This is a genomic window from Erwinia sp. AnSW2-5 (genome assembly GCF_045107195.1).
Taxonomy (GTDB): Bacteria; Pseudomonadota; Gammaproteobacteria; order Enterobacterales; family Enterobacteriaceae; genus Erwinia.
On the sequence record NZ_JBJGXA010000009.1, the window covers coordinates 20,712 to 47,314 of the forward strand.

Below are 26,603 nucleotides of genomic sequence, written 5' to 3' on the forward strand. Positions count from 1 at the left end.
CTTATCACCTTAGCACAGAATCCCGCCCCGACGCGAAAAACGGGCGGCCACCTCTAGGGACCGCCGACAAAACCTACAGTGCGCGCCAGATCAGTACAGTGATCCCGCCAAACAGCAGCCACTTGATCACATAATATACCCGCTTATTCCACGCCTTCAGGCGCTTGCCAACTTTGCGTACCGCATAGATATATTTGAATACCCGGTTAATGCCTCCGGTGCGGTCATTTTTGCTGTTAGGTGCCGCTGCTGCACCGACCAGATAGCGGCCAAACCAATGGTTCACCGCCTGCGTCCAGCGCCAGATCATCGGCCGTTCAATATCGCAAAACAGGATCAGCCGCGGCTGGCCGCTGCGGTTCTCGGCATAGTGAATATAGGTTTCATCAAACACCACGCCCTCGCCGTCACGCCAGCTGTAACGCTCCCCATCCACCTCAATAAAGCAGCGATCATCTTTCGGGGTGATCAGGCCAAGGTGGTAGCGCAGCGATCCGGCATAAGGATCGCGGTGGCGCGGCAGGCGACTGCCGTCGGGCAGTGAGGCAAACATGGCGGCTTTAATCGATGGAATAGTGCGCAACAGCGCCGTGGTGTGCGGGCAGAGAGACATCGCAGAGGGATGCGCCTCGTCATACCATTTCAGATAAAAACGTTTCCAGCCGGTTTTAAAAAACGAGTTAAACCCGGCATCGTTATACCTGTCCGACGCTTTAATCTGCTGGAGCGCCAGCAGCGCTTCGCCTTCGTCACGAATGGACTGCCAGTGGTCACGTAACTCAGCAAGCTCTGGAAAGCGGTGGGTGGAAAGAAAAGGCGTGGTGGGAATGCGGGAAAACAGATACATAAAACAGTTCAGAGGCGCGACGAAGGTAGAATGGTCAGCCAGCTGACGCCAGAAACCGTAACGAACCTTCCCTCTCCAGTGCACGTACAGCACGGTAATAATCCATATCAATAAAACGAAGTATTTCATTTGCTCTGCTCGTCAGGTGACCGGGATCATCCTGTGATCCCGTGGATAAATGTCAACATGTGTCAGGCAGACGAAGACGACTTTTCGCCGGGTAGTGCATGACCGGTGAGAGTATAAAGACTTTTTAGCCGGGCAGAATAACGGTGGCACAAATGGAACAAAACAGGCCACCGAAGCGTATCAGAAATGGCGCCCAGTTCAGCATGGTGCAGTCCAGGCTGGCTGAACGGCAGTCAGTAATGACGCGCTGAAGCCATCGCTGATGCGTTCCGCGTCCTGCCGGTATAAGCTCACCACCTCACCAATAATCAGCAGGCTCGGTGACTGCGGCTGTTGTTCAGCCACGGTTATCGCCAGCTGATCAAGGCGGGTGATCAGAGTGCGCTGATCGTCACGGGTTCCCCGCTCGACAATCGCCACCGGGGTTTGCGGATCGCGGCCATGCTCAATCAGACGATCACTCAGTGCGGCACACCACGTCAGGCCCATATAGAAGACCAGCGTCTGGTGTGCATCACGCAGGCTTTGCCAGTCCAGCTCTGGTTTACCATCACGCCCGTGCCCGGTAATAAAGCGCACCGACTGCGCCAGACCACGGTGGGTCAACGGGATGCCGCTGGCCGCCGCACAGCCGGTGGCGGCGGTAATCCCAGGAACAATATGACAGGTCACGCCCGCCTGTTGCAGCCACACCATCTCTTCGCCCCCACGACCAAAGATAAAGGGATCGCCGCCCTTCAGCCTGATCACCTGACGTCCGGCCAGTGCCAGATCGGCCAGCAGCTGGTTGATCTGGCACTGTTTCATGCCGTGGAAACCCGGCGTTTTACCCACATCCACGCTGAGTGCCATCGCCGGGATCAGCGCCAGAATCTCAGGGCTGACCAGCCGGTCATACACCACAACGTCGGCCTGTTCGATCAGGCGCAGGGCGCGAACGGTGAGCAGGTCGACCGCTCCCGGTCCGGCCCCCACCAGCCAGACCGATCCCTGCTGCCCGGAAGGTTTCCCCCGGAGCAGAAGTTTATCAAGAGAAGGTATTTTTGCGGTCATTGTTCACCTCAGGCTGTCGTTGTCTGGTCAGTTGCGGTCTGCATCATCGGGTTTGCGGCCACCCATACCTGTCCCTGCTCGACTTTCACCGGCCAGCAGCGCTGGAACAATGCCGGATTATCCAGGCTCTGACCGTTACTTAACTGGAAACGCTGTTTATACAGCGGCGAGATCACCAGCGCTTCACCGTCGCTGTCGCCCAGCAAACCGCGTGACAGAACGCTGGCATCCGTTCCCGGTTCATGGTCGTCCAGCGCAAATACGCGGTCGTCCAGGCGGAACAGAGCGATAGGCTGCGTGCCCAGGCGGGCACCAATACCGGCCTGCGGCGGGATCTCGTCCAGCTGACAGATGGCGTTCCACGCTGTCAACGGCTGCACATCGTTGACTGAGCGGCGGAACAGCGCCAGGCGATCCGGGTTGGCCAGCGTGGTTTGCCACTCACACTGGTAGCTGTCGACGACCCGCTGCATCTCTTCCTCCAGTTCGCTGGCAACGCCGAGCACATCGTCAATCACCACCTGACGCAGATACGCCACCCCGCCCTCCAGGTTATCCATCCAAACGCTGGTACGTTGCAGCCGGTCAGCCGTGCGGATATAGAACATCAGCAGGCGGTCGACGTAACGCACCAGCTGCGCATCATCCAGATCGCTGGCAAACAGATCGGCGTGGCGCGGTTTCATTCCCCCGTTACCGCAGACATAGAGGTTCCAGCCTTTGTCTGTCGCAATAACGCCAATATCTTTACTCTGTGCTTCTGCACACTCCCGGGTGCAGCCTGAGACCGCCATTTTAAATTTGTGCGGCGTGCGCAGCCCTTTGTAGCGATGCTCAAGGCGAGCGGCGAACCCGGTTGAATCCTGTACGCCGTAACGACACCAGGTGGAGCCGACGCAGGATTTTACCGTACGCAGTGATTTGCCATAGGCATGGCCCGTTTCGAAACCCGCCTCTGCCAGCGCCTGCCAGATAACAGGTAACTGCTCAAGCTGAGCACCAAACAGGTCGATACGCTGCCCGCCGGTCACTTTGCAGTAGAGCTGGTATTTTTTGGCAATCTCACCGATGGCAATCAGCCCCTCGGCACTGACTTCGCCTGCCGGCATACGCGGCACCACCGAGTAGCTGCCATCCTTCTGGATATTGGCAAAATAGCGGTCATTGGTATCCTGCAACGGCAGCAGTGACGGCGTCAGCAGATACTCGTTCCAGCAGGAGGCGAGCATTGACCCCACCAGCGGCTTACAGATCTCACAGCCGCGCCCCTGACCATGCTTCGCCAGCAGTTGCTCAAAGCTTTTGATACTGCCGACGCGGATCAGTGAATAGAGTTCCTGACGCGACCACGCGAAGTGTTCACAGATGTCTTTCTTCACTTCAACGCCCAGTTCCGCCAGCTGATATTCCATCACCTGTTTCACCAGCGTTGCACAGCCGCCGCAGCCCGTAGCGGCTTTCGTCGCGGCCTTGACCGATGCCATATCAGAGCAACCGGCTTTCACCGCTGAACAGATCGCCCCTTTAGTGACGTTGTAACAGGAGCAGATTTGTGCCGTGTCGGGCAGCGCCGCCACGCCAAGTGCTTTCGCTGGTTGCCCGGCACTTTGCGGCAGGATCAGCGTTTCTGGTGATTCCGGCAGCGCCATGCCATTCAGCATCATCTGCAACAGCAGGCTGTATTCAGCGCTGTCCCCCACCAGCACGGCACCCAGTAAGGTTTTACCATCAGCAGATACCACGATTTTCTTGTAGATCTCCTGCGGTTCATTGGTCCAGTAGTAGCTCTGACTGCCGGGCATATGTCCATGTGCATCGCCCATTGAGGCCACTTCCACTCCCAGCAATTTCAGTTTGGTGCTCATATCTGCGCCGCTGAAGGCAGCCTCTTCGCCCGCCAGAGTGTCTGCCAGCACGCGCGCCATCTGATATCCCGGCGCCACAAGGCCATAAAGATTTCCGCACCAGGAGGCGCATTCGCCAATCGCCCAGATGAACGGGTCGGACGTCTGGCAGCGGTCGTCGATAGCAATACCTCCCCGCGCCCCCAGCACCAGCCCCGCAGCAGAAGCAAGGTGATCGCGCGGACGAATACCGGCCGAGAACAGCACCAGATCGGTGTCCAGACGGCTACCGTCGGCAAAGTGCAGCTGCAGACTACCGTCTGGCTGAGGCTCAATACGCTGGCTCGCCTTACCGGTAAGCACGCTGACGCCCAGCGCCTCGATCTTGCGCCGCAGCATCAATGCGCCCCCGTCATCCAGCTGCACTGCCATCAGTCGCGGAGAAAGCTCAACCACCGCGGTTTCCAGACCGAGTCTGGTCAGCGCATTAGCCGCTTCCAATCCCAGCAACCCGCCACCGATGACCACGCCGCGTGTGGCACCCTCTGCCCTGGCCGCCAGCGCATCGAGATCGTCAAGGGTGCGATAGACAAAGCAGGACGCATGTTCGCTACCGGGGATCGGCGGAACAAACGGACTGGATCCGCAGGCCAGTACCAGCCGGTCATACGTCTGTACCCGTCCATCCCCTTCCTGAACCTGGCGCCGCTGGCGGTCAATCGCCACCACCTGGCGCCCGGTGCGCAGCTCGATACCGTTTTGTTCTGTAAACCCTTCCGCCACCAGCGACAGCTCGGCATGCCCCTTACCGGCGAAATACTCCGACAGATGTACGCGGTCATAGGCCACATAGCGCTCGTCGCCATACACCACAATATGGAACTTTTGATGAAGCTGCCTGCTGACCAGTTGCTCCAGAAGGTGCTGCCCCACCATGCCGTGTCCGACGACGACCAGAGTGGGTTTACTCCCCCTTTGTGGTCCGTCGTTTACGACCGATTCACTGTTGTAAACATTGTTCATCACGCTCACTTCCTGAAAAAAAACCATAAAAAAAGGCGTCCACCGACATGCGCTATGCATGCGGTTGGACGCCTTTATCCAAAGCACTCGATCCCCCACCGTTGGCGGAACAAATGCGTTAAGTTGTCTTTAAATCACTGCAAGTGCTGTGCCAACACGGTGTGCGGGGAAACCCACACCACACTGCGGTTTATTCAACACCTTACCGATACTCTACTCATTTTACTGCTGTCGCTGCCCCCGGTCAGGCACGCCGTTGTGCGCTGTGGTGAGGCAAGCACTGCACACTCTTTGTGCAGGTTTATGTCGTCGGGGTGGCAAACGCAGAGGCCACCGCCAGTAATGCACTGGCGATATCGACCATTCGTTTATTCTGGTCCATCGCCATCTTGCGCAAGGTTTGCCATGCCTGGTCTTCACTGTAACGATGATGACGCATCAGCAATACCTTGGCGCGCTCTATCTGTTTACGATCCTCAATGCTGGCGCGCATCGCTGCCAGTTCATCATCCTGATCCTGTAACCGCTTCGACTGCTGCTGCACCAGAGCCAGTAACGATCGCCCGAGTTGGGGTGCCAGACCGTCCACCTGTTGCGATACAACCTCAGGTTCCTGCGGGCTGTCGCGGGTAAAAAAGACGCTCCAGGCGGGTTCCGTGGCCCGCAGTTTCATCTGCAACTGCACATCATCAGGACCAATATTCCCGAGGGCCTCCGCTTCCGTAATACTCTGGCGGCAGCGTCGCATCAGCGCCGCTGCCAGCTTGTCTTCGACGGTTTTCAATCCGTCAATGCGCCGCGTCAGAGAGTGATGCCAGCGCAGCGTCATTGCCGCATCCTGTTCATCAGGCCGGGTTACCGTGCAGGCAATCCGCCTTAACCGCTCCACGTCGCTCTCGCTTTGCGCGACTGACTGCCACTGTTTCAGCGTGTCGGTATCGGCAAACTGCATAAAGTGACTGAAACACCCCTCCTGGGCATCGATCAGCGCCAGCATCTGCTCACGTAACGCCTGCGGGAAGTGCCCGGCGGCAAACCCGGCCGCCCCCAGAGCGCGCTCCTGCCCGGCCAGCTCTTTGCCCTGCATAAAGCTGAACATGGCAATCAGGGCGCGGGATACGCCCGGATCGCTGGCGGCGTCGACCATTTCAAACACCAGATTAAGCAACTGCCGGATAATATGATTAAACCCGGTCATGGCCTGCGTATGGGTCAGCTGCAACTCACCGATCTGCTGACGCAACACCGCATGTTCATTCAGCGCCTGCAGCGCAATGGCAATCGCACTGAACAGTCGGCTGGATGCCGGCCAGTCGCAGCCTGCCTCCGGTAGCGACGGTAGCAACGCCATCACACTCTGCTGGCTGCGGATCACCTGGCGCGCGCACTGCAATCGCTCGTCACTGAACAGCTGGCCCGCCGAGCACAGCCAGATATTGCTGGCCCCGCGTTCACGCTGAAGCTCGTGGATCAGCTGGCTGACTTCGGTTGTCAACCTTCCGCTTTTCAGCAGATGCCGCAGACTGACGACCTCCTGCTGCCTTGATGCACGCAGAAATGCCAGCGCGGAAGGATAGTCAACAGTCATCGGCTTTTCTCTCTCTTTTATCGCGATGGTTCCAGCAAAGCAAAAGCCGTTCCGACATCACACACGGCTCTGTTCTGGCATTTAACTGAAAATAACACTCCGAAAATAACTGGAGTTTTTTGGAATCAATTAACTAATTTCACCCATTTAGCCCATCACAAATCCGCGTGTCGGCGGGTTTATAAGCATTCACCATAACTCAGAGAACAATACTGATTATTGACGTTAATCAAATTGCCGTTTTGTCACCTTTCAGGCAAACTCTGTCACACTTGCAACCTGCAGTAACATGTTCAACAGACGCCTGCAATGGTTTCCATTCCCAAAAGCGTCAGGTAAACTGACGTAAGAATTATCTTGATGTAAACCTGTAAGATTTTCCTCCCGGAACGTACAGGACAGTTTGCGTTTGATCACGCGTTCCCGGCGTCGCTCGATGCGCCATGCCGCGTCTGAAAAGAACCCGATTTATTGATGATATTCACGAGGACCAATGTGAAAATTAGCTTCGCGTTTACCCTGCTGGCCGTGCTCACTTTAGCGGGATGCAAGGCACCTCCACCGCCCGTCACTGATGACACCGTCGTCAGCAGCGTTGTTGATGGCGTGACGTTAACGCATCGCTATGCGGTGAAAGCCCCCGCATCCTTCACCCCAGTGAATGAGAACTATCGCGCGCTGTATAATGCGTCTGTTATGACCAGCCCCGACTTTAGCGGCAAAGTGGTGCGCTATCTGGAAAACGGTAAGCCGTTCCTGGTGCTGGGTGAAGTTGAAAACCGCTGGTTCGCCATCGCTGATGTTGATGAACAACAGCTGATTGGCTACGTGCCGCTGAAAGCCGGTGTGAAGAGCGAACTGTACGACGCCACGCTGCGCAGCGACCGTCCGCGCCCGCGCAAAAACAGCAAGAAAGTGTGCGTCGATGTTGGCGGTAAGAGTAAAGCCTGCCGCAACAATAATACGGCGACCTGGATTCTGGAGTAAGCGCGCCTGATAAGGCTCCACGTTGCCACGGATGGCAGCAAAAGCGTTTATTGACCCTGCGGTGAAGTTGACCCTATTTGCCTGCTGGCACACAGCCGAGATTAACACATCCTGATGACGTCGGAATTTCCCGTTGACCCAGCCACACCGGTCAGCCCAGACAATCCCCTGGTTGCAGCCGCCTCTCCGCTGCTCAATGCCATTGTACAAATCCGCCTGGCAGCCACCCATGACGATCCGGCGGGGTTACGCCACCAGCTGATCGATGAAATACGGCAGTTCGAAACCCGCTGTAAACAGATGGGCATGCCTTTTGAAATGATTATCGGTGCCCGCTACACACTCTGCGCAGTGCTGGACGAAGCCGCGGCACAAACGCCCTGGGGCAGCCGTGGCGTCTGGTCCGGCAATGGGTTGCTGGTCACCTTTCATAATGAAAGCTGGGGCGGCGAAAAAGTTTTTCAGCTGCTGGCACGCATTTCCCAAAACCCCGCCCAGCATCTCTGGCTGCTGGAGGTCATCCACTTCTGTTTACTGCTGGGGTATGAAGGTCGCTATCGCAGCATGGATAACGGCCGCCTGCAACGGGATGCAGTACGAACCCGGCTGGCACAGCTTATCCAGGATATGCGTGGACAGCAGGAACCGCCGCTACCGCAAACCGTTGTGGCCGCCGGGCAAAATACGCTGTGGCGTCCACCCGTCCCGCTTTGGGTCTGCATCACCCTTGCCACCTTTGTTGGATGCCTGATTTTTTCCGGCCTGAACTGGCGGCTGGGCAATGCCGCCGAACCGCTGCTGCGGCAGATCTGGCAAACGCCACTGCCAAAAGTGGTGGCAGGACAGCGCGGTGCTGCGCCGCAGGCCCTGCTCGATTTACGCCTGCGTCTGAGCGATCTGATTGCCGAACGTAAGCTCGATGTCGCCGACAGTGCCAGCGGCAGTAAAGTCATCCTGCCTGCCGATCGTTTATTCGCGCCGTCCACGACGCTACTCTCCCCTGAAGGGCGCGCGCTGATTGCCCGCGTCGCCACGGCGATGGAGTCCGCTAAAGGGACTATTCTCGTTAGCGTCTATACGGATGACGAGCGGGTGCTGTCCAGCCGTTTCCCGTCAAACTATGAATACTCTGCCACCCAGGCGCGCGCCATCAGCAGCATGATGGCGCAGTTGATCGCCCAACCCGGCATCCGCGTGCGCGCGCAGGGCCGGGGGGACAGTGGTGCACTGTTACCGAATGACAGTATTGAAAATCGCGCGCAGAACCGCCGCGTTGAAATCATCCTGTTCGCTGCCCCTGAGCCAGACGACAGCCACATTACGGGGAAAAAATGATGCTGAAGACGTTCTTTTCACTGCTCTCCAGCCGCCTGTTATGGGGGCTGATTGGTGTGACCGCCCTGTCTGCCCTGATCTGGATGGTGGGACCGCTGCTGCCTTTTACCCGTTTCCAGGCGCTGGACAGCCCGTTGAACCGCCAGTTGTTGATCGGACTCAGTTACTTTTTGTGGGTTCTCTTGCAGCTTATCCCTCAGCTCTATCGTGCCTGGTTCAACAGCAAACTGCTGACCCGCCTGCAGCTCAGCAGCAGTGACCACGCGGAATTACAGGCAACGGGCGAAATGCTCAATAACCGCTTCAGTGAAGCGGCAACGCTGTTAAAGAAAATTCAGTTCGGCAAACGCAGTGGCTGGTTACAGCGGTTCAGTGCCCAGTATCTCTATCAGCTTCCCTGGTATCTGATCGTCGGTGCCCCCGGCGCCGGTAAAACCACGGCGTTGATTAACTCCGGCCTCGACTTCCCGCTCAGCGATGCGATGGGCAAAAGCGCACTGCGCGGCATCGGCGGCACCCGCCATTGCGACTGGTGGTTCACCGGCGAGGCCGTGCTGCTGGATACGGCCGGGCGTTATACCCTGCAAGAGAGCCAGCGCACACGCGATGCCAGCGAATGGCAGACCTTTATTACCCTGTTAAAGCGCTTTCGTCCGCGCCAGCCGATCAATGGCGTGATCATGACCCTTAGCGTGGCGGAGCTGTTGAGCGATTCAGCAGAAGCACGCCATGCACAGGCTACGGCACTGCGCCAGCGTATGGCAGAGTTACACCAGCAAACCGGCATCCCCTTCCCCGTGTATATCATGGTGACGAAAACCGACCTGCTGAAAGGTTTTCTGCGTTACTTCGCCCGGCTGGATAAGCAGCAGCGCGAGGAGATTTGGGGGTTTACCTTCTCCTGGGAGCCAGACCGTCAGAACGATCGCCGGCTCCACGCCCAGTTTGAGCAACAGTTCCAGCGCCTCTCATCGCGGCTGATGGCGGATCTTAGTGACAAAATGGCGCAAGAAGGCGACCTGACTCAGCGCGCTGAATGTTTCCAGTTTCCCCAGGAGTTCAGTGCGCTACGTCCCCTGCTGGCCGAATACCTTGATATTGTTTTCTCGCCGGAAAACAGCGAAACCCCCTGGGTGGCACGCGGCCTGTTCTTTACCAGCGGAACACAGGAAGGTTTACCCTTTGACCGGGTGATGGGTGAACTGTCACGCAAGTTACAGCTGCCGCAACCTCAGGGGCAGTCGATTGCCAGCTGGGACAGTGTGAACCGTAGCGCCCCGATCCCGGCGAATAATGGACAGAGTTACTTTATTCACGGCCTGCTGCGCGATGTGGTGTTTAAAGAGCGCCACCTGGCGGGCAGCGATCGCTCCTGGGAGCAGCGCAACCGCCTGCTGCACTGGGCAGGCTATGGGGTACTCGGCGTGGCGTTAGTGTCGGCTTCGGCCCTGTGGATCACCAGCTATTATAAGAATCAGCACTATCTGGCACAGGTCTCCGCCCGGTTACCCGCCGTGACCCAGGAAGCCGTGCAGCTGACCCGCAATAATCACGGCAACATCCTGGATCTGCTACCCTTCTTAAACCGTCTGGTGGCATTACCCGAGAGCAGCCAGTTTTCCCTGGAGGCTCCACCGCTCAGCCTGCGTGGCGGGCTGTACCGGGGGGATCAGATCAGTGACGCCACCTGGGGCCTGTATCAGGGCGCCCTGAAAGCATTGTTGCTGCCGCGTGTGGCGCAGACCATTTCACAAACCCTGCGCAGTGATGACGGAAAAGACGCGGAGTTCAGCCGTAATGCCCTGCGCGCTTACCAGATGCTGTACCAGCCACGCAGCTATGACGGCGAGTTCCTGCGCGGCTGGGTGATGCAAAACCTGCAACGCAGCCTGCCGTCCAGCGTCACGACACAGCAAATCCAGCAACTGGACTGGCATTTAAGCCAGCTACTGGATCGTCAGATACTGAGTTCACCTTATATGCGTGATAACACGCTGATGGTCAGAGAACTCACCGCAGCTCACTGAGAAGGTCATCATCATGGCAGCAAAAAACGAGCTGGGATGGTATGGCAAGCTTCCAACGGCCGGCGACTTTTTGCTGCGCCGGATGTCGCAGCCATTGATTGACAGCTGGTCGAACTGGTTTCAGCTCGGGCTGGTTCACTGGCATCACCATCACGATGGAGCCACCGATCCGTTCAGCCGTGCGCCGATATGGAACTTTGCACTGCCCGCCACCTTAGGCGTGCAGCGTGTGCAGATCGGCTGCCTGATGCCGTCGCGTGACCGCGTCGGGCGCGCCTGGCCATTACTGGCCATGCAGAGCGTGCCGGTGAAAGCCTGGCACCCGGCGCAATTAGCCATCTCCGGGGACTGGTTTCAGGAGCTGGGTGAGACGCTGAATCAGGCGGTGCAACAGATGCACTCCGTCGACTGGCTGGAACAGGCGCTGCGAGGTATCTCACCGCTGTCGCTACCGGACACCGGGCGTTCCGATATTATGGATGTGATTGGTTATCAGGATCTGCCTTGTACGCTGGCCTGGCGGGAAGTTGCCACGCGCTTTGACCCGTTGCAGTACACCAGCTACTGGTGGACTAATCAGAGTGACGGATATCCGCTCGCCAGCCATAAGCACAGCGGTAATTTGACCGCTCAGCTATTTTCACAGTTATTTCATCCGTCAGCCGGATCGCTGTCGGGCCGTCACGGACTCTATCCGCCGATGTTTGAATAGAGTGATCAGGCCCTGGTGCCTTATTGCAGGAAAAACGCATGCGATTGACCATTTTGCAGAATCAGGCCGATGTTCCGGTAACCGCCTGTGATTTTATGCCACCGGGCGGCACGATTGGCCGCAGCGTTGATAACGATCTGGTGCTGCCCGACCCTGACCGGGCCATTTCCCGTTTGCAGGCGCTGGTGCATGTGGCGGCAAACGGTGACTGCCGTCTGACGAATCAGGGCAGCGTTATCGCGGTGATCCACAACGGCAACGAACTGGTGCGCGGCAGTCAGGTGACCCTCGATCACGGCGATACCTTAGCCATTGGCCCTTATCAGATTGATGTCAGTGACCCGCAGCGCATTTCGGCCGCCGCAGAGCAACCGATCGATCCGCTCTCGTTGTTTGCTGAGGATGAGGGCAGCAATGACGACCCGTTAGGCATGCAGCAGAGCGCTGACGACGTTATTGTCCCGCAGCCGGACACCCTGTGTGCTGAAGAGCAGGAACGACGATCCGCACGCCAGACGGTGGCCCGCCTGGGCATCGATCCGATCAGCCACGATGCGCTCGCTGGCTCCCATGACAACAGTGCTGAGGGCACGCGCGAACAGCGCCTGCTGGCCGCCCTGCTGGAAGGTATGGGGCTGGATACCACGCTGGATAAAACCCCGCTGACCGAAGAGCAGATGCGCACTACCGGACGTATGCTGAGCCTGTTCTCGCAGGGAACGGTGGCGTTGCTGTCGTCACGATCGATCCTCAAACGCGGGGTCAAGGCAGAGATGACGATGATACTTAACGAGGCAAACAACCCGTTCAAGATCCTCCCTTCCGGTAAAACCGTATTAATGCAGATTTATCAGAGCCAGATGCCGGGCTTTATGCCGCCGGAACAGGCAGTGCGTGATGCGCTGGTCGATTTACAGGCCCACCAGCTGGGAATGATCGCCGGTATCCGCGCCATTATTGCTGCCATGCTGCAATCCTTTAACCCGCAACGGCTGGAAGACCTGGCCCGTCGCGATGGCGTGGTGCCCCGTCTGGCGCTGAACAGCACCAGGAAAGCGGCGTTATGGGACCACTTTGTGCGCCACTATCAGCACACGGCGGGTGAAATCGAGGATGACTTCCACACCCTGTTTGGTGAAGCGTTCCTGCACGCTTACGACATGGAAGTTAACCAATATAAAGATTCACAAACTCGCCCGGAAGACGCATGAATATCACTTATTTTGCTACCAGCCAGATCGGCCAACGTGAGAGTAATCAGGACACCACGGGTACACTGCTGGGACAACGCAGCGCCTGCTTTATGGTCTGCGATGGCGTGGCAGGCAACGCGGGCGGCGAACTGGCCGCGCAGATTGCCCGGGATACCCTGCTCGGTCAACTTGACGGCGAAACGCCGCTGCATCCTGAGCAGACGGCAGCGCTGATAGAGAATACCGAGCAGGCGCTCCGTCATGCACAAAGGATTAATCCGAATTTTCACCAGATGAGCACCACGCTGGCCGCGCTGTTTATTGACCGCGATACCCTGCACGCCTGGTGGGTACATGCCGGAGACAGCCGGGTTTACCTCTTCCGTCGTGGGGTAGTACACAGCGTCACTAGCGACCACAGTCTGGTGCAGCAGTTGCAGGATGCCGGTTACGAAAATACAGGTATTAACAGCAACTTACTGTATAACGCCTTGGGCGCAGATGTCGCCCACCCACACGGTTACAGCGACGTCATGGCGCTTGAAGATGGTGACGCATTTTTAATTTGCACGGATGGTTTCTGGTGCAACCTGACGCCCGCCGAGATGGAACAGGCGCTGCGCATGGTCAATTCTCCTGCCGAGTGGCTGGCACTGATGCAAAAAGCCATCGACCGTAGCGCAAAAACAGATAATCTGAGCGCCGTGGCGGTATGGGTGGGTTCACCTCAAGAGACCACATTACTTTTTTCCATGGCGGATTCTGCCCGTTTTCTCCCGCCACGCGATTAACACCAAGGAATGCTATGAAATTTTGGTTGCCAGCTACGTTGACTCTGTTGTTCGCCACCACGGCTCAGGCGGCAGACTATCGTGTGGTCTATTCCCCCAGCCTTGAGCTGGAAGTGTTTATCGATAATGTCACCAGCAACACACCTGCAGCATGGTGCAGTGAGACGCTGAACCTGCGCATTGTTTCCGGTAAAAGTACCGAATCAGGCGTGCTGACCAGTTTCTTACCGCGCGTGGGGAATTTACTGCAAAACCAGTGCGGCAAATTGCTGGAGCTTCCGTGGCAAATGACCAATGGTAAAGGCACCGTGCTGGCCACCGGCACAGCGGCTAAAGAGCAGAGCTGGCGGCCGATTGTCACCGCGGATGCCACCGCAACGGCAACGGCGAGCAATGCCTCGCCACTTGACCTGTCACAACCGGCTAACGCTGAGCCATTACAGCATTTCGATCTGCCTGACGGCTGTCATTTCCGCACCTGGTGGGATGACAACGGCCAGTCGCTGTTTATCCCTGACGATAAAACGATGAGCTGCTCCACCGAAGGCTGGCTGGAAGGCGTAAGCCAGCTGACGCTGGCACAGGGCACCGCGCGCGAACCGCTGGCCGTCAGTTTCTATCAGGGCTACCCGCTGATGCATCTGCATCCGGCACCGGGATCCCTTGATGTTGTGGCGGTGAATAACCAACGCCTGGTGCTGGCGCGCAGTGATGCCCCCAACAGCTGGCTGGTGCTGCCCTTTAATAACAACCTGCACGTGTGGTCTTTTGATGGTGCGCTGCTGGTGAAAATGGACAAAGCGCATGCCAGCGATGGCGCCGCGTTGAAAGCGACGGTAGATGCCGTCCGCAAAACCTGGTCAGGCATCATCAACGCAGGTGTAAAAGTGAACGTGCTGTTGGTGGATGACCTGCACGCCGACCTGGCCGACCCGGCGATTGGCGCCTGGCGTACCGTTAACTAACCCCCGTTTATCAGGACGCCAGGAGCGTTTCACTATGTCGGCAAACGAACAACAAAAAAGTGTCCCGAACGCCCTCCCGGCGGGCTACCGTTTCAATGAGTTTGAAATCAAGGAAGTGATTGGCGGCGGCGGTTTCGGCATCGTGTACCGCGCCTGGGATCACCTGCTGGAACGCACGATTGCGATAAAAGAGTATCTGCCGGTGTCACTGGCCACCCGCAACGAGGATCTTGCTATCCAGCTGCGCGGCGAACGCTACCAGCGCTTATTTAACGCCGGACTGAACAGTTTTATCCAGGAAGCCCGTCTGCTGGCCCGGTTTAATCACCCGGGACTGCTGCACGTCCTGCGTTTCTGGGAAGAGAACGGCACCGCGTATATGGGCACGCTGTTTTACAGCGGAATGACGCTGAAAGAGTGGCAGCAAGGCAGCCCGGAGAGTATTGACGAGGCGTGGATACGCCAGCTGCTACCACCGCTGTTCGGTGCCATCAATACCATCCACCGCGCCGGGTATCTGCACCGTGATATCTCGCTGGATAATATTCAGATTCAGGAAAATCAGCTGCCGGTGCTGCTCGACTTTGGTTCTGCACGTAAAGAGATTGGCAACCTCTCCGATGAAACGGAGATCATGCTGAAACCGGGTTACGCACCGATTGAACAATACAGCGAAGAAGGCGACAGCGATCAGGGCCCCTGGACCGATATCTATGCACTGGGTGCGGTACTGCATACTCTGATTACGGGTAATCCGCCACCGGTCAGCGTAGTGCGCTGCATCGAAGATCACTATCAGCCGCTCAGCACATTACGCCCGCAAGGCTACTCCCTGTCATTGCTGAATGCTGTTGATCAGGCATTGCAGATGGCGCCGCAACAGCGCCCGCAGTCTATTGATGATCTGGCCGCCCTGCTCGATTCACCGGTGAGTGAGATGGAGGAACTGGTGAGCAACGTCGTGGTGCCGCAGGAAGAGCCGCCACAGTTACCCGATCCCGAACCCGTTGCGCTGGCGGTCAATCCGGCGGCGGGGACCACGGAGCCGGTTATGGCTCCGCGCGTGGCAAAGCGTCTGTCGCGACCACTGATGTTACTCAGTGGCCTGGCGGTCATCGCGGTCGTTGCCCTGATGTGGGGACTGAACCGTGGCGATAGCGCAGCACCCGAGCATTCTGCCGCCGCCAGCAAGACCCGCGACAGTGCAACCGCCGCCGTGCAGACGCCTGCCGCCAGCGCCCCGGCGATGGCAACGGTCTACCTGAAACTGGGCAGCAACGAATCTCTGCTGCTGAACGGCAGCGTGATGGAGGTCAAACCGAACAACAGTGGTTATGCTTCGTTGAATCTGGCGGCGGGGGATTATCATCTGGAAGTGCGCACATCCACCGGCGTGCATAGCCAGCAGTTGAAGATCGATCGTGCAGGCACCTGGTTGATTAACCCAGGGCGCTAGGTCTGCGCGATTGCTGCCCGCAGGGGATACGGACTTAACCTGTTCCCCTGCGGGCCATCGCGATGCTGTTTATCCCGCCAGTCCGTTGTGGCACTGCTGTAATTCGCGCACGCGCTGCACCAGGTCTGTCAGACAATCGTCATGCATCCCCCGCTGCTTCAGTTCTGTTTCCAGCGAAAAAAGATACTGCGCGTTGGTGCCCAGCGGCCCTTTGGCTTGTGCTATCAGCGGCGCGATGGTTTTCGGGCAGGAGTCCGGTTCATAGAGTGCGTGGCGCGGGTCCATCACAAACACCAGTGCGGTGACCGTGCGCCCGTCATCCAGCGCCATATCACACCAGGTCGGCAGATAACAGCCGGTGATCATCTCACGCTTCCACAGCAACTCCAGCTCTTCGTGCAGCTTCTCCTCTGGCAGAGAGAAAGCCAGCCCGGTGGTTTGCCCGCCCTCTTTCAGCGCCAGCATGCGTCCGGGTTGGCTGGCCGTACCGCGCCCGGCGGTCAGACGCAGACAGAATGCCCGGTGCCAGCCGTTCAACGTACCGGCAGCGACTTCATCGGCCTCAAATACCGGGTTCCACATCAGGGAGCCGTAACCAAAAATCCATACCGGGCTGTGATCGGGACGACAGGCAAGCGCCGCCGCCAGCGAAGCGGCCCGTTGTTCACAGGTCCACAACAATGACTCTTCGATATCACCAAAAGCCGTTTTACAATCGGCCTGTAACAGGAAATCTCTTGTTAACATTGCACCTCCAACACCCCAGCTTGACGTCCACGCTGTCCTGACTGCTCTCCGTGAATTGTCTCGTTTTTAGCAATTTCTGAATGCTATTAACGACCTTATGCATTTCCGCGTACGCAATCAAGTTTGAAGGCGATCACAAAAGAAAAAAAGTTTCACTTAAGATGATCGGCAGCCAGCGGAAAATCTTTACCTCTTCTCCCGTCAAACCTCAGCCACTGTGGTAAAAGAATTTTGATTTTTTTGCTAAACCAGTTTAGCTTTCCGTCAGATAATCACTTAAGGATAATGACGATGAGCAAAAAAATCTGGGTACTTGGCGATGCGGTCGTGGACCTCCTGCCCGAAGGGGAAACACATTTGCTGAAGTGCCCGGGCGGCGCTCCGGCCAATGTCGCTGTGGGTATTGCGCGCCTTGGCGGCAACAGCGCCTTTATCGGCTGCGTCGGTGACGACCCTTTTGGTGAGTTCCTGCAACACACCCTGCACCATGAAAAGGTCAACATCGACTGGATGTACCGCGCCCCGGGCCAGCGCACCTCGACGGTGCTGGTGAGCCTGGATGCGGAGGGAGAACGCCAGTTTACGTTTATGGTGCGTCCTGCGGCTGACCTGTCTCTCAGCACCGACCGCTTGCCCCCTTTCCATGCCGGTGAAGGCCTGCATTTATGCTCCATCGCCCTGAGTGCAGAACCCTCACGCAGCGCGGCGATGCAGGCAATGCGCGCGATAAAAGCCGCCGGAGGCTGGGTCAGTTTCGACCCGAATTTACGGGATGATTTATGGTCAGATCCTGCGGAAATGGCTGCGGTACTGGCCGATGTCTTCGCGCTGGCCGACATTATCAAGCTGTCAGAAGATGAGCTGTGCTCTCTGACCGGGTGTCGCGAACTGACGGCGGGCATCGAACGTTTCAGCGCACAGTATCAGCCGTCGCTGCTGCTGGTGACCTGCGGCAGCCAGGGTGTCTATCTCTGGCAGGCTGGCTCTGTTGAGCACTTTTCCGCCCCGCGCGTTGAGGTGGTGGATACCACAGGCGCGGGCGATGCGTTTGTGGCGGGGCTGCTGGCGGCGCTGGCGACCGAAGCGCAGCCGCTGCTGCCTGAGCGACTTTATGATGCTATCCAGCAGGCACAGCGCAGTGGTGCAGCGGCGACGACCGCCAAAGGGGCGATGACCGCCCTGCCTTATGCTGCGGATCTAACGCGTTTTTAACGCGTTCGTTTTCCCGCGCGGTGCAAACCATCAACACGGGTTGACCGGAAAAAAGGGTCAACCCCTACAGGACATCGTGCTGCTAAATTGCCAACCCGATCACACTTCCTAAACCGGGTTAGCCAATGTGATTGTAATACCTGATTCGGTTCGCTTACTCTCTGCATCGAACCGGTTTAGCAAAAACAACAAAACAATCACTCTGGGAACCGTGCAAATGATCAAACCTCGTATTTTAGCGACCGCCATTGGCCTCGCTTTAGCCGTACCAACGTTCAGCTTCGCTGCCCCTACGCTAACCAGCCTGGAAGAGCGACTGATGGCCATGGAGCAGCGTCTGCAAAAAGCCGAAGATCGTGCCACGGTCGCGGAAAACCGTGCCGAGACGGCGGAGAAAAAAATCGTTCGTCTGGAAACTCAGCAACAGAAACCACCGGCGGCACTGCCTGTGGCGGCCAGCGCACCGGCTCCGGCTGCCGCAGCCCCGGCCACCGCTGCCGCGACCACCAGCAATTTCGCTGACGGCTTCGAGTTCCACGGCTATGCGCGTTCCGGCCTGATCATGAATGACTCTGCCGCAGGCACACAAAGCGGCCCTTACCTGACGCCAGCCGGTGACACCGGCGGTGCCGTTGGACGACTGGGTAACGAAAACAACACCTACGTTGAGCTGAACTTTGAACACAAACAGCAGCTCGCCAACGGCGCCACCACGCGCTTCAAAGCGATGCTGGCCGACGGTCAGCGGGACTATAATGACTGGACAGGCAGCACCAGCGAGCTGAACATCCGCCAGGCATTTGTTGAACTGGGCAATCTGCCGGAGTTCAGCGGGGCCTTTGACCAGAGCACACTGTGGGCGGGTAAACGCTTCGACCGCGATAACTTCGATATTCACTGGCTCGACTCGGATGTGGTGTTCCTCGCCGGAACCGGTGGCGGGATCTACGACGTCCAGTGGGCGGATGGCCTGAAGAGTAACTTCTCGCTGTACGGACGTAACTTCGGCAATATTGAAGCGATTGATAACACCATTCAGAACTACATTGTCACCAGTAATAACTTTGCCGGACCCTTCCAGCTGATGGTCAGCGGGCTGCGGGCAAAAGATAACGATGAACGCCTGAATCCGAGCCGTGAGAATGACAATGCCGGTGACAGCGGTGTTCACGCCATGCTGGCGCTGCACAACGACAGTTTCTGGGGCCTGCGCGATGGGACGGCGAAAACCGCCCTGCTCTATGGTCGTGGACTGGGTGCTGAGGTGAAAGGGATTGGCTCTGACGGCAACCTGACCCAGCAGGCAGAAACCTGGCGTCTCGCCAGCTACGGCGTAACGCCGCTGAATAAAACCTGGAGTTTTGCCCCGGCCGTGCTGGCGCAAACCAGCAGCGATCGTTATGCCGCCGGGGACCACTATCGCTGGGCAACGGTCAACGCGCGCCTGATCCAGGAGATCAACCAGAACTTTGCTCTCGCTTATGAAGGCAGCTACCAGTATATGGACCTCGATCCGCAGGGCTATAAAGATCGCCAGGCCGTATCCGGCAGTTTCTGGAAGCTGACCGTTGCCCCAACCTTTAAAGTGGCCGATATCGGCGACTTCTTTACCCGCCCGGAAATCCGCCTCTTCGCCAGCTGGATGGACTGGGACAGCTCACTTGATCGCTATGCCAGCGACGACTCATTCGGCAGCAGCGGCTTCAGCGCAGGTGGCGAATGGAACTTCGGTGTGCAGATGGAAACCTGGTTCTGATGAACTCATAACAATAAATGAAAGGTGACACGATGGATTTTGATAAAACAGCCCAGGCACTGCTGCCGTTACTCGGTGGACGGGACAATATTGCCAGCGCCGCGCACTGCGCCACGCGTCTGCGTCTGGTGATGGTTGATGATGAGTTGGTACAAAAGGACGCCATTGAAGCGCTGGAGGGCGTTAAGGGCTGCTTCCGCAACGCCGGACAGATGCAGATTATTTTCGGTAGCGGTATCGTCAATAAAGTCCACGCCGCCTTTGTTAAAGCCGCCGGGATTAATGAATCGAGCAAAAGCGAAGCGGCTGATATCGCGGCGCAGAAGCTGAATCCGTTCCAGCGGATGGCCAGGGTTTTATCGAATATTTTTGTGCCGATTATTCCGGCGATTGTCGCTTCCGGCCTGCTGATGGGCCTGCTGGGGATGGTGAAAACTTACGGCTGGGTGGATGCCGGAAGCGCACTGTTTATTATGCTGGATATGTGCAGCTCGGCTGCCTTTATCATTCTGCCGATCCTGATCGGCTTCACCGCCGCCCGTGAGTTTGGCGGCAATCCCTATCTGGGGGCCACGCTCGGCGGCATCCTGACGCACCCGGCGCTGACCAATGCCTGGGGCGTCGCCAGCGGTTTCCATACCATGAATTTCTTTGGGCTGGAGATTGCGATGATCGGCTATCAGGGAACGGTGTTCCCGGTGCTGCTGGCCGTCTGGTTTATGAGCCACTGCGAGAAACGTCTGCGCCGGGTGATCCCGGATGCGCTGGATATTATCCTGACGCCGTTCCTGACCGTGATTATCTCCGGCTTTATCGCCCTGCTGATCATTGGCCCGGCGGGACGTATGCTGGGGGATGGTATTTCACTGGTCCTCAGCACGCTGATCGCCCATGCGGGATGGCTGGCCGGATTACTGTTTGGTGGCCTTTATTCCGTGATTGTCATCACCGGCATCCACCACAGTTTCCACGCCATTGAGGCAGGATTACTGGGTAATCCGTCGATTGGCGTCAATTTCCTGTTACCGATCTGGTCGATGGCGAATGTGGCGCAGGGAGGGGCCTGCCTGGCGGTATGGTTTAAAACCCGTGATATCAAAGTGCGCAGTATCGTGCTGCCCTCCGCCTTTTCGGCGATGCTGGGCATTACCGAAGCCGCCATTTTCGGGGTGAACCTTCGCTATATTAAGCCGTTTATCGCCGGACTGTTGGGCGGTGCGCTGGGCGGTGCCTGGGTGGTGACGATGCACGTGAATATGACCGCTGTCGGTCTGACTGCCCTGCCTGGCATGGCGATTGTGCAGGCCAGTTCGATGCTCAATTATCTGATCGGCATGGTCATCGCCTTCGGTACGGCGTTTGTGCTGTCACTATTGTTGAAAATCAAATTTGAGGCGAAAGCATGAGTGAAGCCCACCTGCTTAAACAGGCGCTGCGGGCGGTTCTCTCCGGCCAGCAGCGTGCGGCAGCCGACCACCATCGTCCGGCGTGGCATCTTGCCCCGCCCGTCGGGTTGATGAACGATCCGAACGGGTTTATCCACTTCAATCACCGCTACGTGCTGTGCTATCAGTGGAACCCGCTGGCCTGCGCCCACGGTGCCAAGTTCTGGGGCCAGTGGAGTTCGGAGGATTTGGTCAACTGGCGGCATGAGCCGCTGGCGCTGGCGCCGTCCGAACCCTATGAAAGCCACGGCTGTTACTCCGGCAGCGCGGTCGATAACCAGGGGGTGATGACGCTGCTCTATACCGGAAACGTCAAGTTTGATGATGGCAGCCGCACCGCCTGGCAATGCCTGGCCACGCGTGACGAACAGGGTGAGTTCCACAAGCATGGCCCGGTGCTGGCCTTACCGGAAGGTTATACCGGTCACGTGCGTGACCCGAAAGTCTGGCAGCATGACGGCCTGTGGTACATGGTGCTGGGAGCGCAGGATCAGGCGTTGCAGGGCAAGGTGCTGCTGTTCCGCTCCCCTGACCTGCATCAGTGGACATCGCTGGGCGAAATTGCCGGAAGTCACCTGAACGGGCTGGGCGAGTTCGGCTATATGTGGGAGTGCCCTGATCTGTTTGAACTTGACGGCAGCAGCGTGCTGGTGGTCTGCCCGCAGGGGCTGGCGGCTGAAGAGTGGCGCTGGCGCAATACCTTCCAGAGCGGCTACTTCTGCGGGTCCTTCGACTATCACAGCCACCAGTTCCGTCATGATGAATTCCACGAGCTTGACCTGGGGTTTGAATTTTACGCACCGCAAACCTGCCTCAGTGCCGATGGTCGTCGTCTGCTGATCGGCTGGATGGGGATCCCTGACGGGGATGAGTTCTTCCAGCCCACGCAGGCAAATGGCTGGATGCATACCCTGACCTGCCCGCGTGAACTGACGCTGTGCGGTAATCGGATATTCCAGCATCCGGCGCGTGAGTTGCAACAGCTGCGCGGGCAGCTGAGCCAGTTTGCGGGAAGTGCGCAGACGCTGCCTGCCCTGGCCGTTGACAGCGCCGAGCTGGAGCTGACCGTGAGCGGTGCCTGTGAGCTTGATTTCGCAGAAGAATTACAGCTGGCAGTCCATTCTCAGGGCGTCACGCTGCGGCGCAACAACCTGCGCACCGGAGAGCCGGAAACGCGTGACTGGCGGGGCGAGGCACGCACGCTGCGTGTCCTGTGCGATCGTTCCAGTATTGAGGTTTTTATTAATGACGGGGAAGCGGTGATGTCATCACGCTATTTCCCGGCACCGGCACCTCAATGTCATTTTCATGGTACGGGGCAGATTGGGCTGCGTCACTGGAGCTTGCGACAATGCGTGGTAGAATAAGCCCATGATCCATCACACCTAAGCCACTGTGACTAAAAACAAACGTATCACGATTAACGATATTGCCCGGCTGGCGGGCATCTCTAAATCTACCGCCAGCCTGGTCCTCAATGGCCGGGGAAAAGAGCTTCGCGTCGCCGAAGCAACCCGTCACCGTGTGCTGGAGATCGCCCGTCAGCAGCACTATCAACCCAGTATTCATGCCCGCGCCCTCAATTCCGCACGCAGCCACACGCTTGGGCTGGTGGTGCCGGAAATGACCAACCAGGGGTTTGCCCGTTTCTCTCACGAACTTGAGATGCTGTGCCGTGATGCAGGCTTACAGCTGTTGATCGCCTGCACGGCAGAAAATGCCAGCCAGGAAACCCTGGCGGTCAACAATCTGATCCAGCGCCAGGTCGACGGGCTGATCGTTGCCTCAAGTCAGCTGAACGATACCGAGTACCAGAAAATCAACCAGCAGCTGCCCGTGGTGCTGTTCGACCGTCATCTGGGCGAGTCTACGTTGCCGCTGGTGATCACCGATGCTACCGGACCCACCGCCACGCTGATGGAAGCCGTGGCGCGTGAAGGTTATGACGAGATTTACTTCTTTGGCGGCCAGCCGCGCATTTCGCCCACCCGCGACCGCCTGGCGGGTTTCCGTCTCGGGCTGGAGCGCGCTGGCATGGAGGTCAAGCCGGAATGGATTATGCACGGCCACTACCACGCCAGCTCAGGCTATGAGATGTTTGCTGAACTCTATGCCCGCCTGGGCCGCGTGCCGCAGGCGCTATTCTGCGCCGCCTGCGGGCTTCAGGAAGGGGTACTGCGTTATCTGAGTCAGCATGACCTGCTGGATACCCCGATGCACCTGAGCAGCTTTGATGATCACTATCTGTATGATGCGCTGTCGGTGCGCATTGATACCGTGGCTCAGGATGAGCGACTGCTCGCGTGGAACTGCTTTGAAATGGTGACCCAGCTGATCGATGACAAGACGCCGGAAGTCACTCAGCGCTGGCTGCCCGCACGTCTGAAGTGGCGACGAGTTAAAGCAGCATAACCCCCTGAGGCGATAGTGAAAATCATCGCCTCAGGCTTTTTTTTGATTAAAGGCACCATTTTACCAAATCAACACAGTGTAATTGCCACATTATCCCTCCTGATATTTTTATTATTGAAATAAACCCCATTAAGATTCATCAAGATAGCGTTAAGACATCATAAAACAGGCCTTATAGAAAATTATTCACTCCTAACCGTAAAGCGTCGTAAATTTACTAAGAATTAACTGATAAAAAGGTTACACTTTCGCCACTTGTCTTTCATATTGTCAGACTATGTTTAATAGGTCTGCGGCATTTTTTGCCAATTCCAGGCCAACAGGAAACAGATAAGGAGCGTTAGCCTATGAGTGCGCACGAGAGCAGTAAAACCCGTCACACCGAGTATTCCCTTACTTTCCCTGTCATCGCTCTGATCATTTTGTGGTTCTGGGGCAACACCGACTCCCTGCCACTGGTCATCGGCATCAACCTGATAGCCCTGGTGGCTATTCTTAGCAGCGCTTTTAGTGTGGTTCGTCATGCGGATGTGCTGGCACATCGTCTGGGTGAACCTTACGGCTCGCTGATCCTGAGTCTTTCCGTTGTTATTCTTGAAGTGAGTCTGATATCCGCACTGATGGCCACCGGCGATGCCGCGCCCGCGCTGATGCGTGACACGCTTTATTCCATCATTATGATTGTCACCTGTGGCCTGGTGGGCTTTGCTCTGTTGCTGGGTGGGCGTAAATTCGCCACGCAGTATGTGAATCTGGCCGGGGTCAAACAGTATCTTATCGCGATTTTTCCGCTGGGCATTATTGTACTGGTATTTCCGAATGCCCTGCCCGGCGGTAACTTTTCCATTGCACAGGCGCTGCTGGTTTCCGGGATTTCAGCCGCGATGTACTGGGTTTTCCTGCTGATTCAGACCAAAACACATCAGAGTCTGTTTGTTTATGAGCATGAAGATGAGGGCGATGACCCGCATCATGGCAAACCCTCGGCGCATTCCAGCACCCGGCACACCATCTGGTTGCTGGTGCATCTGGTCGCAGTGATTGCCGTCACCAAGATGAATGCCAATACGCTGGGGTCATTGCTGACTGAGTTGAAAGCACCGGAGCAGTTTACTGGCTTCCTGGTGGCGTTACTGATCCTGTCACCCGAAGGACTGGGCGCAATCAAAGCGGTACTGGCAAACCAGGTGCAGCGTGCAATGAACCTGTTCTTCGGTTCCGTGCTGGCGACAATCTCGCTGACGGTGCCTGCGGTGACGCTGATCGCCACGCTGACAGGTCAGCAGTTGATCTTCGGCCTTGAACCGCCGCAGATGGTGGTGATGATTTCCGCGCTGTTGCTGTGCCAGATTTCGTTTTCGACCGGACGCACAAATGTGTTGAATGGCGCCGCCCATCTGGCGTTGTTTATTGCCTATCTGATGACGATCATGCTGTAAATATCGCATAAATTACAAAGGGGTTGACCCCTGAGGGATCCCCACAAAAATTAATAGCTGATCGTTCGGCTTCAGGTCTGAGGCCAGTTTGAGCACGCCGGATCGGCAACTGCCGCATCCATGCGGGCCTCGACACGCGCAGCGGGAAAGCGAAACGCCCTTGACGTTGACCTGGGCCATCGTGCAGGCCAGCATCACTGGGCGACCGGAACAGAAGATCAACCACGGGTAATGCCGACCTTCTTTTATGGGGATACCTTAGGGGTTGCCCCTTTTCTGGTCAACCCGTGCTGGATCCTACCTGTGAATAGTGGACACACGACTCAGTGAGTAAACTCTCAATCAGAGGTGACTCATGACAAACCAGCATTAACCCCAAAATAGCTCCGCAAACAACATACGCCTGAATTCCGCAACGAAGCCCTGAATCTTGCTGAACGGGCGGTGTTATTTCCACCGCCCGTTCAGCAACCGATTAGTGGCTCATGGCATCTTTTTTCATGTCGTCTTTGCTCATTGAATCTTTGCCCATACTGCCTTTTCCCATTGCATCTTTTGACATGGAATCTTTCGACATGCCGTCTTTTTTCATGCAGTCTTTGACCATTTTGTCTTTGCCCATTTTGTCTTTGCCCATCGCATCTTTATCCATTGAGTCTTTGCTCATGCAGTCGTGCGACATATGGCTCATGCTGTCTTTTTTCATGCTATCCGCCGCATGAACCACTCCGGTAAGACCCATCATCATCACGCCCGACATCACAACTGCTTTGATCATATTTTTCATGGTATTTCCTTAACAGTAAGAGTGCACACAATGTGCAGATACAGAGTTGTTATCAGCAGCATCAGCTGCCGCCAAACCAGTTGTAGCCCTGATCTTCCCAGTAACCGCCGGGGAAGGTATTAGTGACTTCAATCAACTGAATATGTTTGGGATTTTTGTATCCCAGCTTGGTTGGCATCCGTAATTTCATCGGATAGCCGTACTTCGGTGGCAGGATCTGCCCATCGTAAGTCAGCGCCAGCAGCGTTTGCGGGTGCAGCGCCGTTTTCATATCAATACTAGTGTAGTAGTCGTCGGCACATTTGAAGCTGATGTACTGTGCGCTGAGATCAGCGCCGATCAGCCGCAGAAAATCAGCGAATGGCACCCCGCCCCATTTACCTATCGCGCTCCAGCCTTCAACGCAAATGTGGCGCGTCACCTGGCTGACCTGCGCCATGTTGTACAGCTCGGGCAGCGACCAGCTGCGCTTATCCAGCACTTTTCCGGCAATAGTCAGGCGGTAATCATCGCCGTTGATCTGTGGGATATCCTCTTCGCCATAAAAGGCGTTGAACGGAAACGGTCGCGTTATCGCGGACTCCGCATACACCGGCGCCAGCCGGTCGCTGCCAAACAGCCAGTGCTGCACGCGGTCATTGAAACCGGAGACCGAATTCAGTGCTTTCTCCACTCCAGCGTTGTCGCTGATATCACAACCGGTCAGCATCACCATGCCGCCGAGCGTTAATCCCTGGCGCAGAAAACGGCGCCGCGAGGAGGAGTCAAGCTGATGGGCAATCAGGCGCTGCGCTTCGTTTACTATGTCTTGCGTCTCTGAGGCGCTGAATATCGAGCGGATCACCTTTTTCATCG

At 57.0% G+C, this 26,603-nt stretch carries 20 protein-coding genes and 1 pseudogene; 14 read left to right on the plus strand and 7 right to left on the minus strand.

Annotated features, from left to right (window positions below):
• Positions 1-73: 73 nt before the first annotated feature.
• From lpxO to ACFL9S_RS07305, 4 genes and pseudogenes are all read right to left on the minus strand, one after another.
• Positions 74-976 (minus strand): lipid A hydroxylase LpxO, encoded by a 903-nt coding sequence (lpxO, locus tag ACFL9S_RS07290; RefSeq protein WP_405261167.1) that lies wholly within the window; start codon positions 974-976, stop codon positions 74-76.
• 198 nt (positions 977-1,174) lie between these two features.
• The gene (gene cobA / locus ACFL9S_RS07295) at positions 1,175-2,029 is read right to left on the minus strand and encodes a uroporphyrinogen-III C-methyltransferase (RefSeq protein ID WP_405261168.1); all 855 of its coding nucleotides are present in this window, start codon (positions 2,027-2,029) and stop codon (positions 1,175-1,177) included.
• Positions 2,030-2,037: 8 nt separating this feature from the next.
• Positions 2,038-4,842 (minus strand): annotated as a pseudogene (gene nirB, locus ACFL9S_RS07300) (nitrite reductase large subunit NirB); the annotation flags it as partial.
• 355 nt (positions 4,843-5,197) lie between these two features.
• Positions 5,198-6,484, minus strand: coding sequence for a nitrate- and nitrite sensing domain-containing protein (locus tag ACFL9S_RS07305; protein WP_405261169.1), 1,287 nt, complete (start codon positions 6,482-6,484; stop codon positions 5,198-5,200).
• 474 nt (positions 6,485-6,958) lie between these two features.
• Here ACFL9S_RS07305 and ACFL9S_RS07310 point away from each other — a divergent pair, with 474 nt between their 5' ends.
• The 8 genes from ACFL9S_RS07310 to ACFL9S_RS07345 all read left to right on the plus strand — a co-directional run bounded on the left by ACFL9S_RS07310 (position 6,959) and on the right by ACFL9S_RS07345 (position 15,950).
• Positions 6,959-7,471, plus strand: coding sequence for an SH3 domain-containing protein (locus ACFL9S_RS07310; RefSeq protein WP_405261171.1), 513 nt, complete (start codon positions 6,959-6,961; stop codon positions 7,469-7,471).
• A gap of 114 nt (positions 7,472-7,585) precedes the next feature.
• Positions 7,586-8,806: a type IVB secretion system protein IcmH/DotU gene (icmH, locus tag ACFL9S_RS07315; protein ID WP_405261172.1), complete on the plus strand. Its 1,221-nt coding sequence runs from the start codon at positions 7,586-7,588 to the stop codon at positions 8,804-8,806.
• Positions 8,806-10,833, plus strand: a complete 2,028-nt coding sequence (tssM, locus tag ACFL9S_RS07320; protein WP_405261346.1) for a type VI secretion system membrane subunit TssM — start codon at positions 8,806-8,808, stop codon at positions 10,831-10,833. The genes icmH and tssM overlap by 1 nt, the downstream gene beginning before the upstream one ends.
• A gap of 13 nt (positions 10,834-10,846) precedes the next feature.
• Positions 10,847-11,545 carry a type VI secretion system-associated protein TagF gene (gene tagF, locus ACFL9S_RS07325; protein ID WP_405261173.1) on the plus strand — a complete coding sequence of 233 codons (699 nt, stop codon included), beginning with the start codon at positions 10,847-10,849 and terminating at the stop codon, positions 11,543-11,545.
• Positions 11,546-11,583: 38 nt separating this feature from the next.
• Positions 11,584-12,756, plus strand: coding sequence for a type VI secretion system-associated FHA domain protein TagH (gene tagH / locus ACFL9S_RS07330; protein WP_405261174.1), 1,173 nt, complete (start codon positions 11,584-11,586; stop codon positions 12,754-12,756).
• Positions 12,753-13,529 carry a PP2C family protein-serine/threonine phosphatase gene (locus ACFL9S_RS07335; RefSeq protein WP_405261176.1) on the plus strand — a complete coding sequence of 259 codons (777 nt, stop codon included), beginning with the start codon at positions 12,753-12,755 and terminating at the stop codon, positions 13,527-13,529. The genes tagH and ACFL9S_RS07335 overlap by 4 nt, the downstream gene beginning before the upstream one ends.
• A gap of 14 nt (positions 13,530-13,543) precedes the next feature.
• The gene (locus ACFL9S_RS07340) at positions 13,544-14,494 is read left to right on the plus strand and encodes a hypothetical protein (protein WP_405261178.1); all 951 of its coding nucleotides are present in this window, start codon (positions 13,544-13,546) and stop codon (positions 14,492-14,494) included.
• A gap of 34 nt (positions 14,495-14,528) precedes the next feature.
• Positions 14,529-15,950 (plus strand): serine/threonine protein kinase, encoded by a 1,422-nt coding sequence (locus tag ACFL9S_RS07345; RefSeq protein ID WP_405261179.1) that lies wholly within the window; start codon positions 14,529-14,531, stop codon positions 15,948-15,950.
• A gap of 69 nt (positions 15,951-16,019) precedes the next feature.
• Here the strand turns inward: ACFL9S_RS07345 and ACFL9S_RS07350 are convergent, their stop codons facing one another.
• Positions 16,020-16,697, minus strand: a complete 678-nt coding sequence (locus ACFL9S_RS07350; RefSeq protein ID WP_405261180.1) for a gamma-glutamylcyclotransferase — start codon at positions 16,695-16,697, stop codon at positions 16,020-16,022.
• Positions 16,698-16,988: 291 nt separating this feature from the next.
• On the opposite strand from ACFL9S_RS07350, the gene ACFL9S_RS07355 reads away from it, so the two are divergent.
• The 6 genes from ACFL9S_RS07355 to chaA all read left to right on the plus strand — a co-directional run bounded on the left by ACFL9S_RS07355 (position 16,989) and on the right by chaA (position 24,961).
• Complete coding sequence (locus ACFL9S_RS07355; RefSeq protein WP_405261181.1) at positions 16,989-17,909, plus strand: aminoimidazole riboside kinase; 921 nt, start codon at positions 16,989-16,991, stop codon at positions 17,907-17,909.
• 217 nt (positions 17,910-18,126) lie between these two features.
• The gene (locus ACFL9S_RS07360; protein WP_405261182.1) at positions 18,127-19,665 is read left to right on the plus strand and encodes a carbohydrate porin; all 1,539 of its coding nucleotides are present in this window, start codon (positions 18,127-18,129) and stop codon (positions 19,663-19,665) included.
• Between the two features lie 32 nt (positions 19,666-19,697).
• Complete coding sequence (locus ACFL9S_RS07365; protein WP_405261183.1) at positions 19,698-21,071, plus strand: sucrose-specific PTS transporter subunit IIBC; 1,374 nt, start codon at positions 19,698-19,700, stop codon at positions 21,069-21,071.
• On the plus strand, positions 21,068-22,477 hold the full coding sequence (locus ACFL9S_RS07370; protein WP_405261185.1) for a sucrose-6-phosphate hydrolase: 1,410 nt from the start codon (positions 21,068-21,070) through the stop codon (positions 22,475-22,477). Before ACFL9S_RS07365 ends, ACFL9S_RS07370 begins: the two co-directional genes overlap by 4 nt.
• Positions 22,478-22,505: 28 nt before the next feature.
• Positions 22,506-23,522, plus strand: coding sequence for a substrate-binding domain-containing protein (locus ACFL9S_RS07375; RefSeq protein ID WP_405261186.1), 1,017 nt, complete (start codon positions 22,506-22,508; stop codon positions 23,520-23,522).
• A gap of 347 nt (positions 23,523-23,869) precedes the next feature.
• On the plus strand, positions 23,870-24,961 hold the full coding sequence (chaA, locus tag ACFL9S_RS07380; protein ID WP_405261187.1) for a sodium-potassium/proton antiporter ChaA: 1,092 nt from the start codon (positions 23,870-23,872) through the stop codon (positions 24,959-24,961).
• Positions 24,962-25,436: 475 nt separating this feature from the next.
• Here the strand turns inward: chaA and ACFL9S_RS07385 are convergent, their stop codons facing one another.
• The gene (locus ACFL9S_RS07385) at positions 25,437-25,748 is read right to left on the minus strand and encodes a pentapeptide MXKDX repeat protein (RefSeq protein WP_405261188.1); all 312 of its coding nucleotides are present in this window, start codon (positions 25,746-25,748) and stop codon (positions 25,437-25,439) included.
• 61 nt (positions 25,749-25,809) lie between these two features.
• Positions 25,810-26,601 (minus strand): molybdopterin-dependent oxidoreductase, encoded by a 792-nt coding sequence (locus ACFL9S_RS07390; RefSeq protein ID WP_405261189.1) that lies wholly within the window; start codon positions 26,599-26,601, stop codon positions 25,810-25,812.
• Positions 26,602-26,603: the final 2 nt, after the last annotated feature.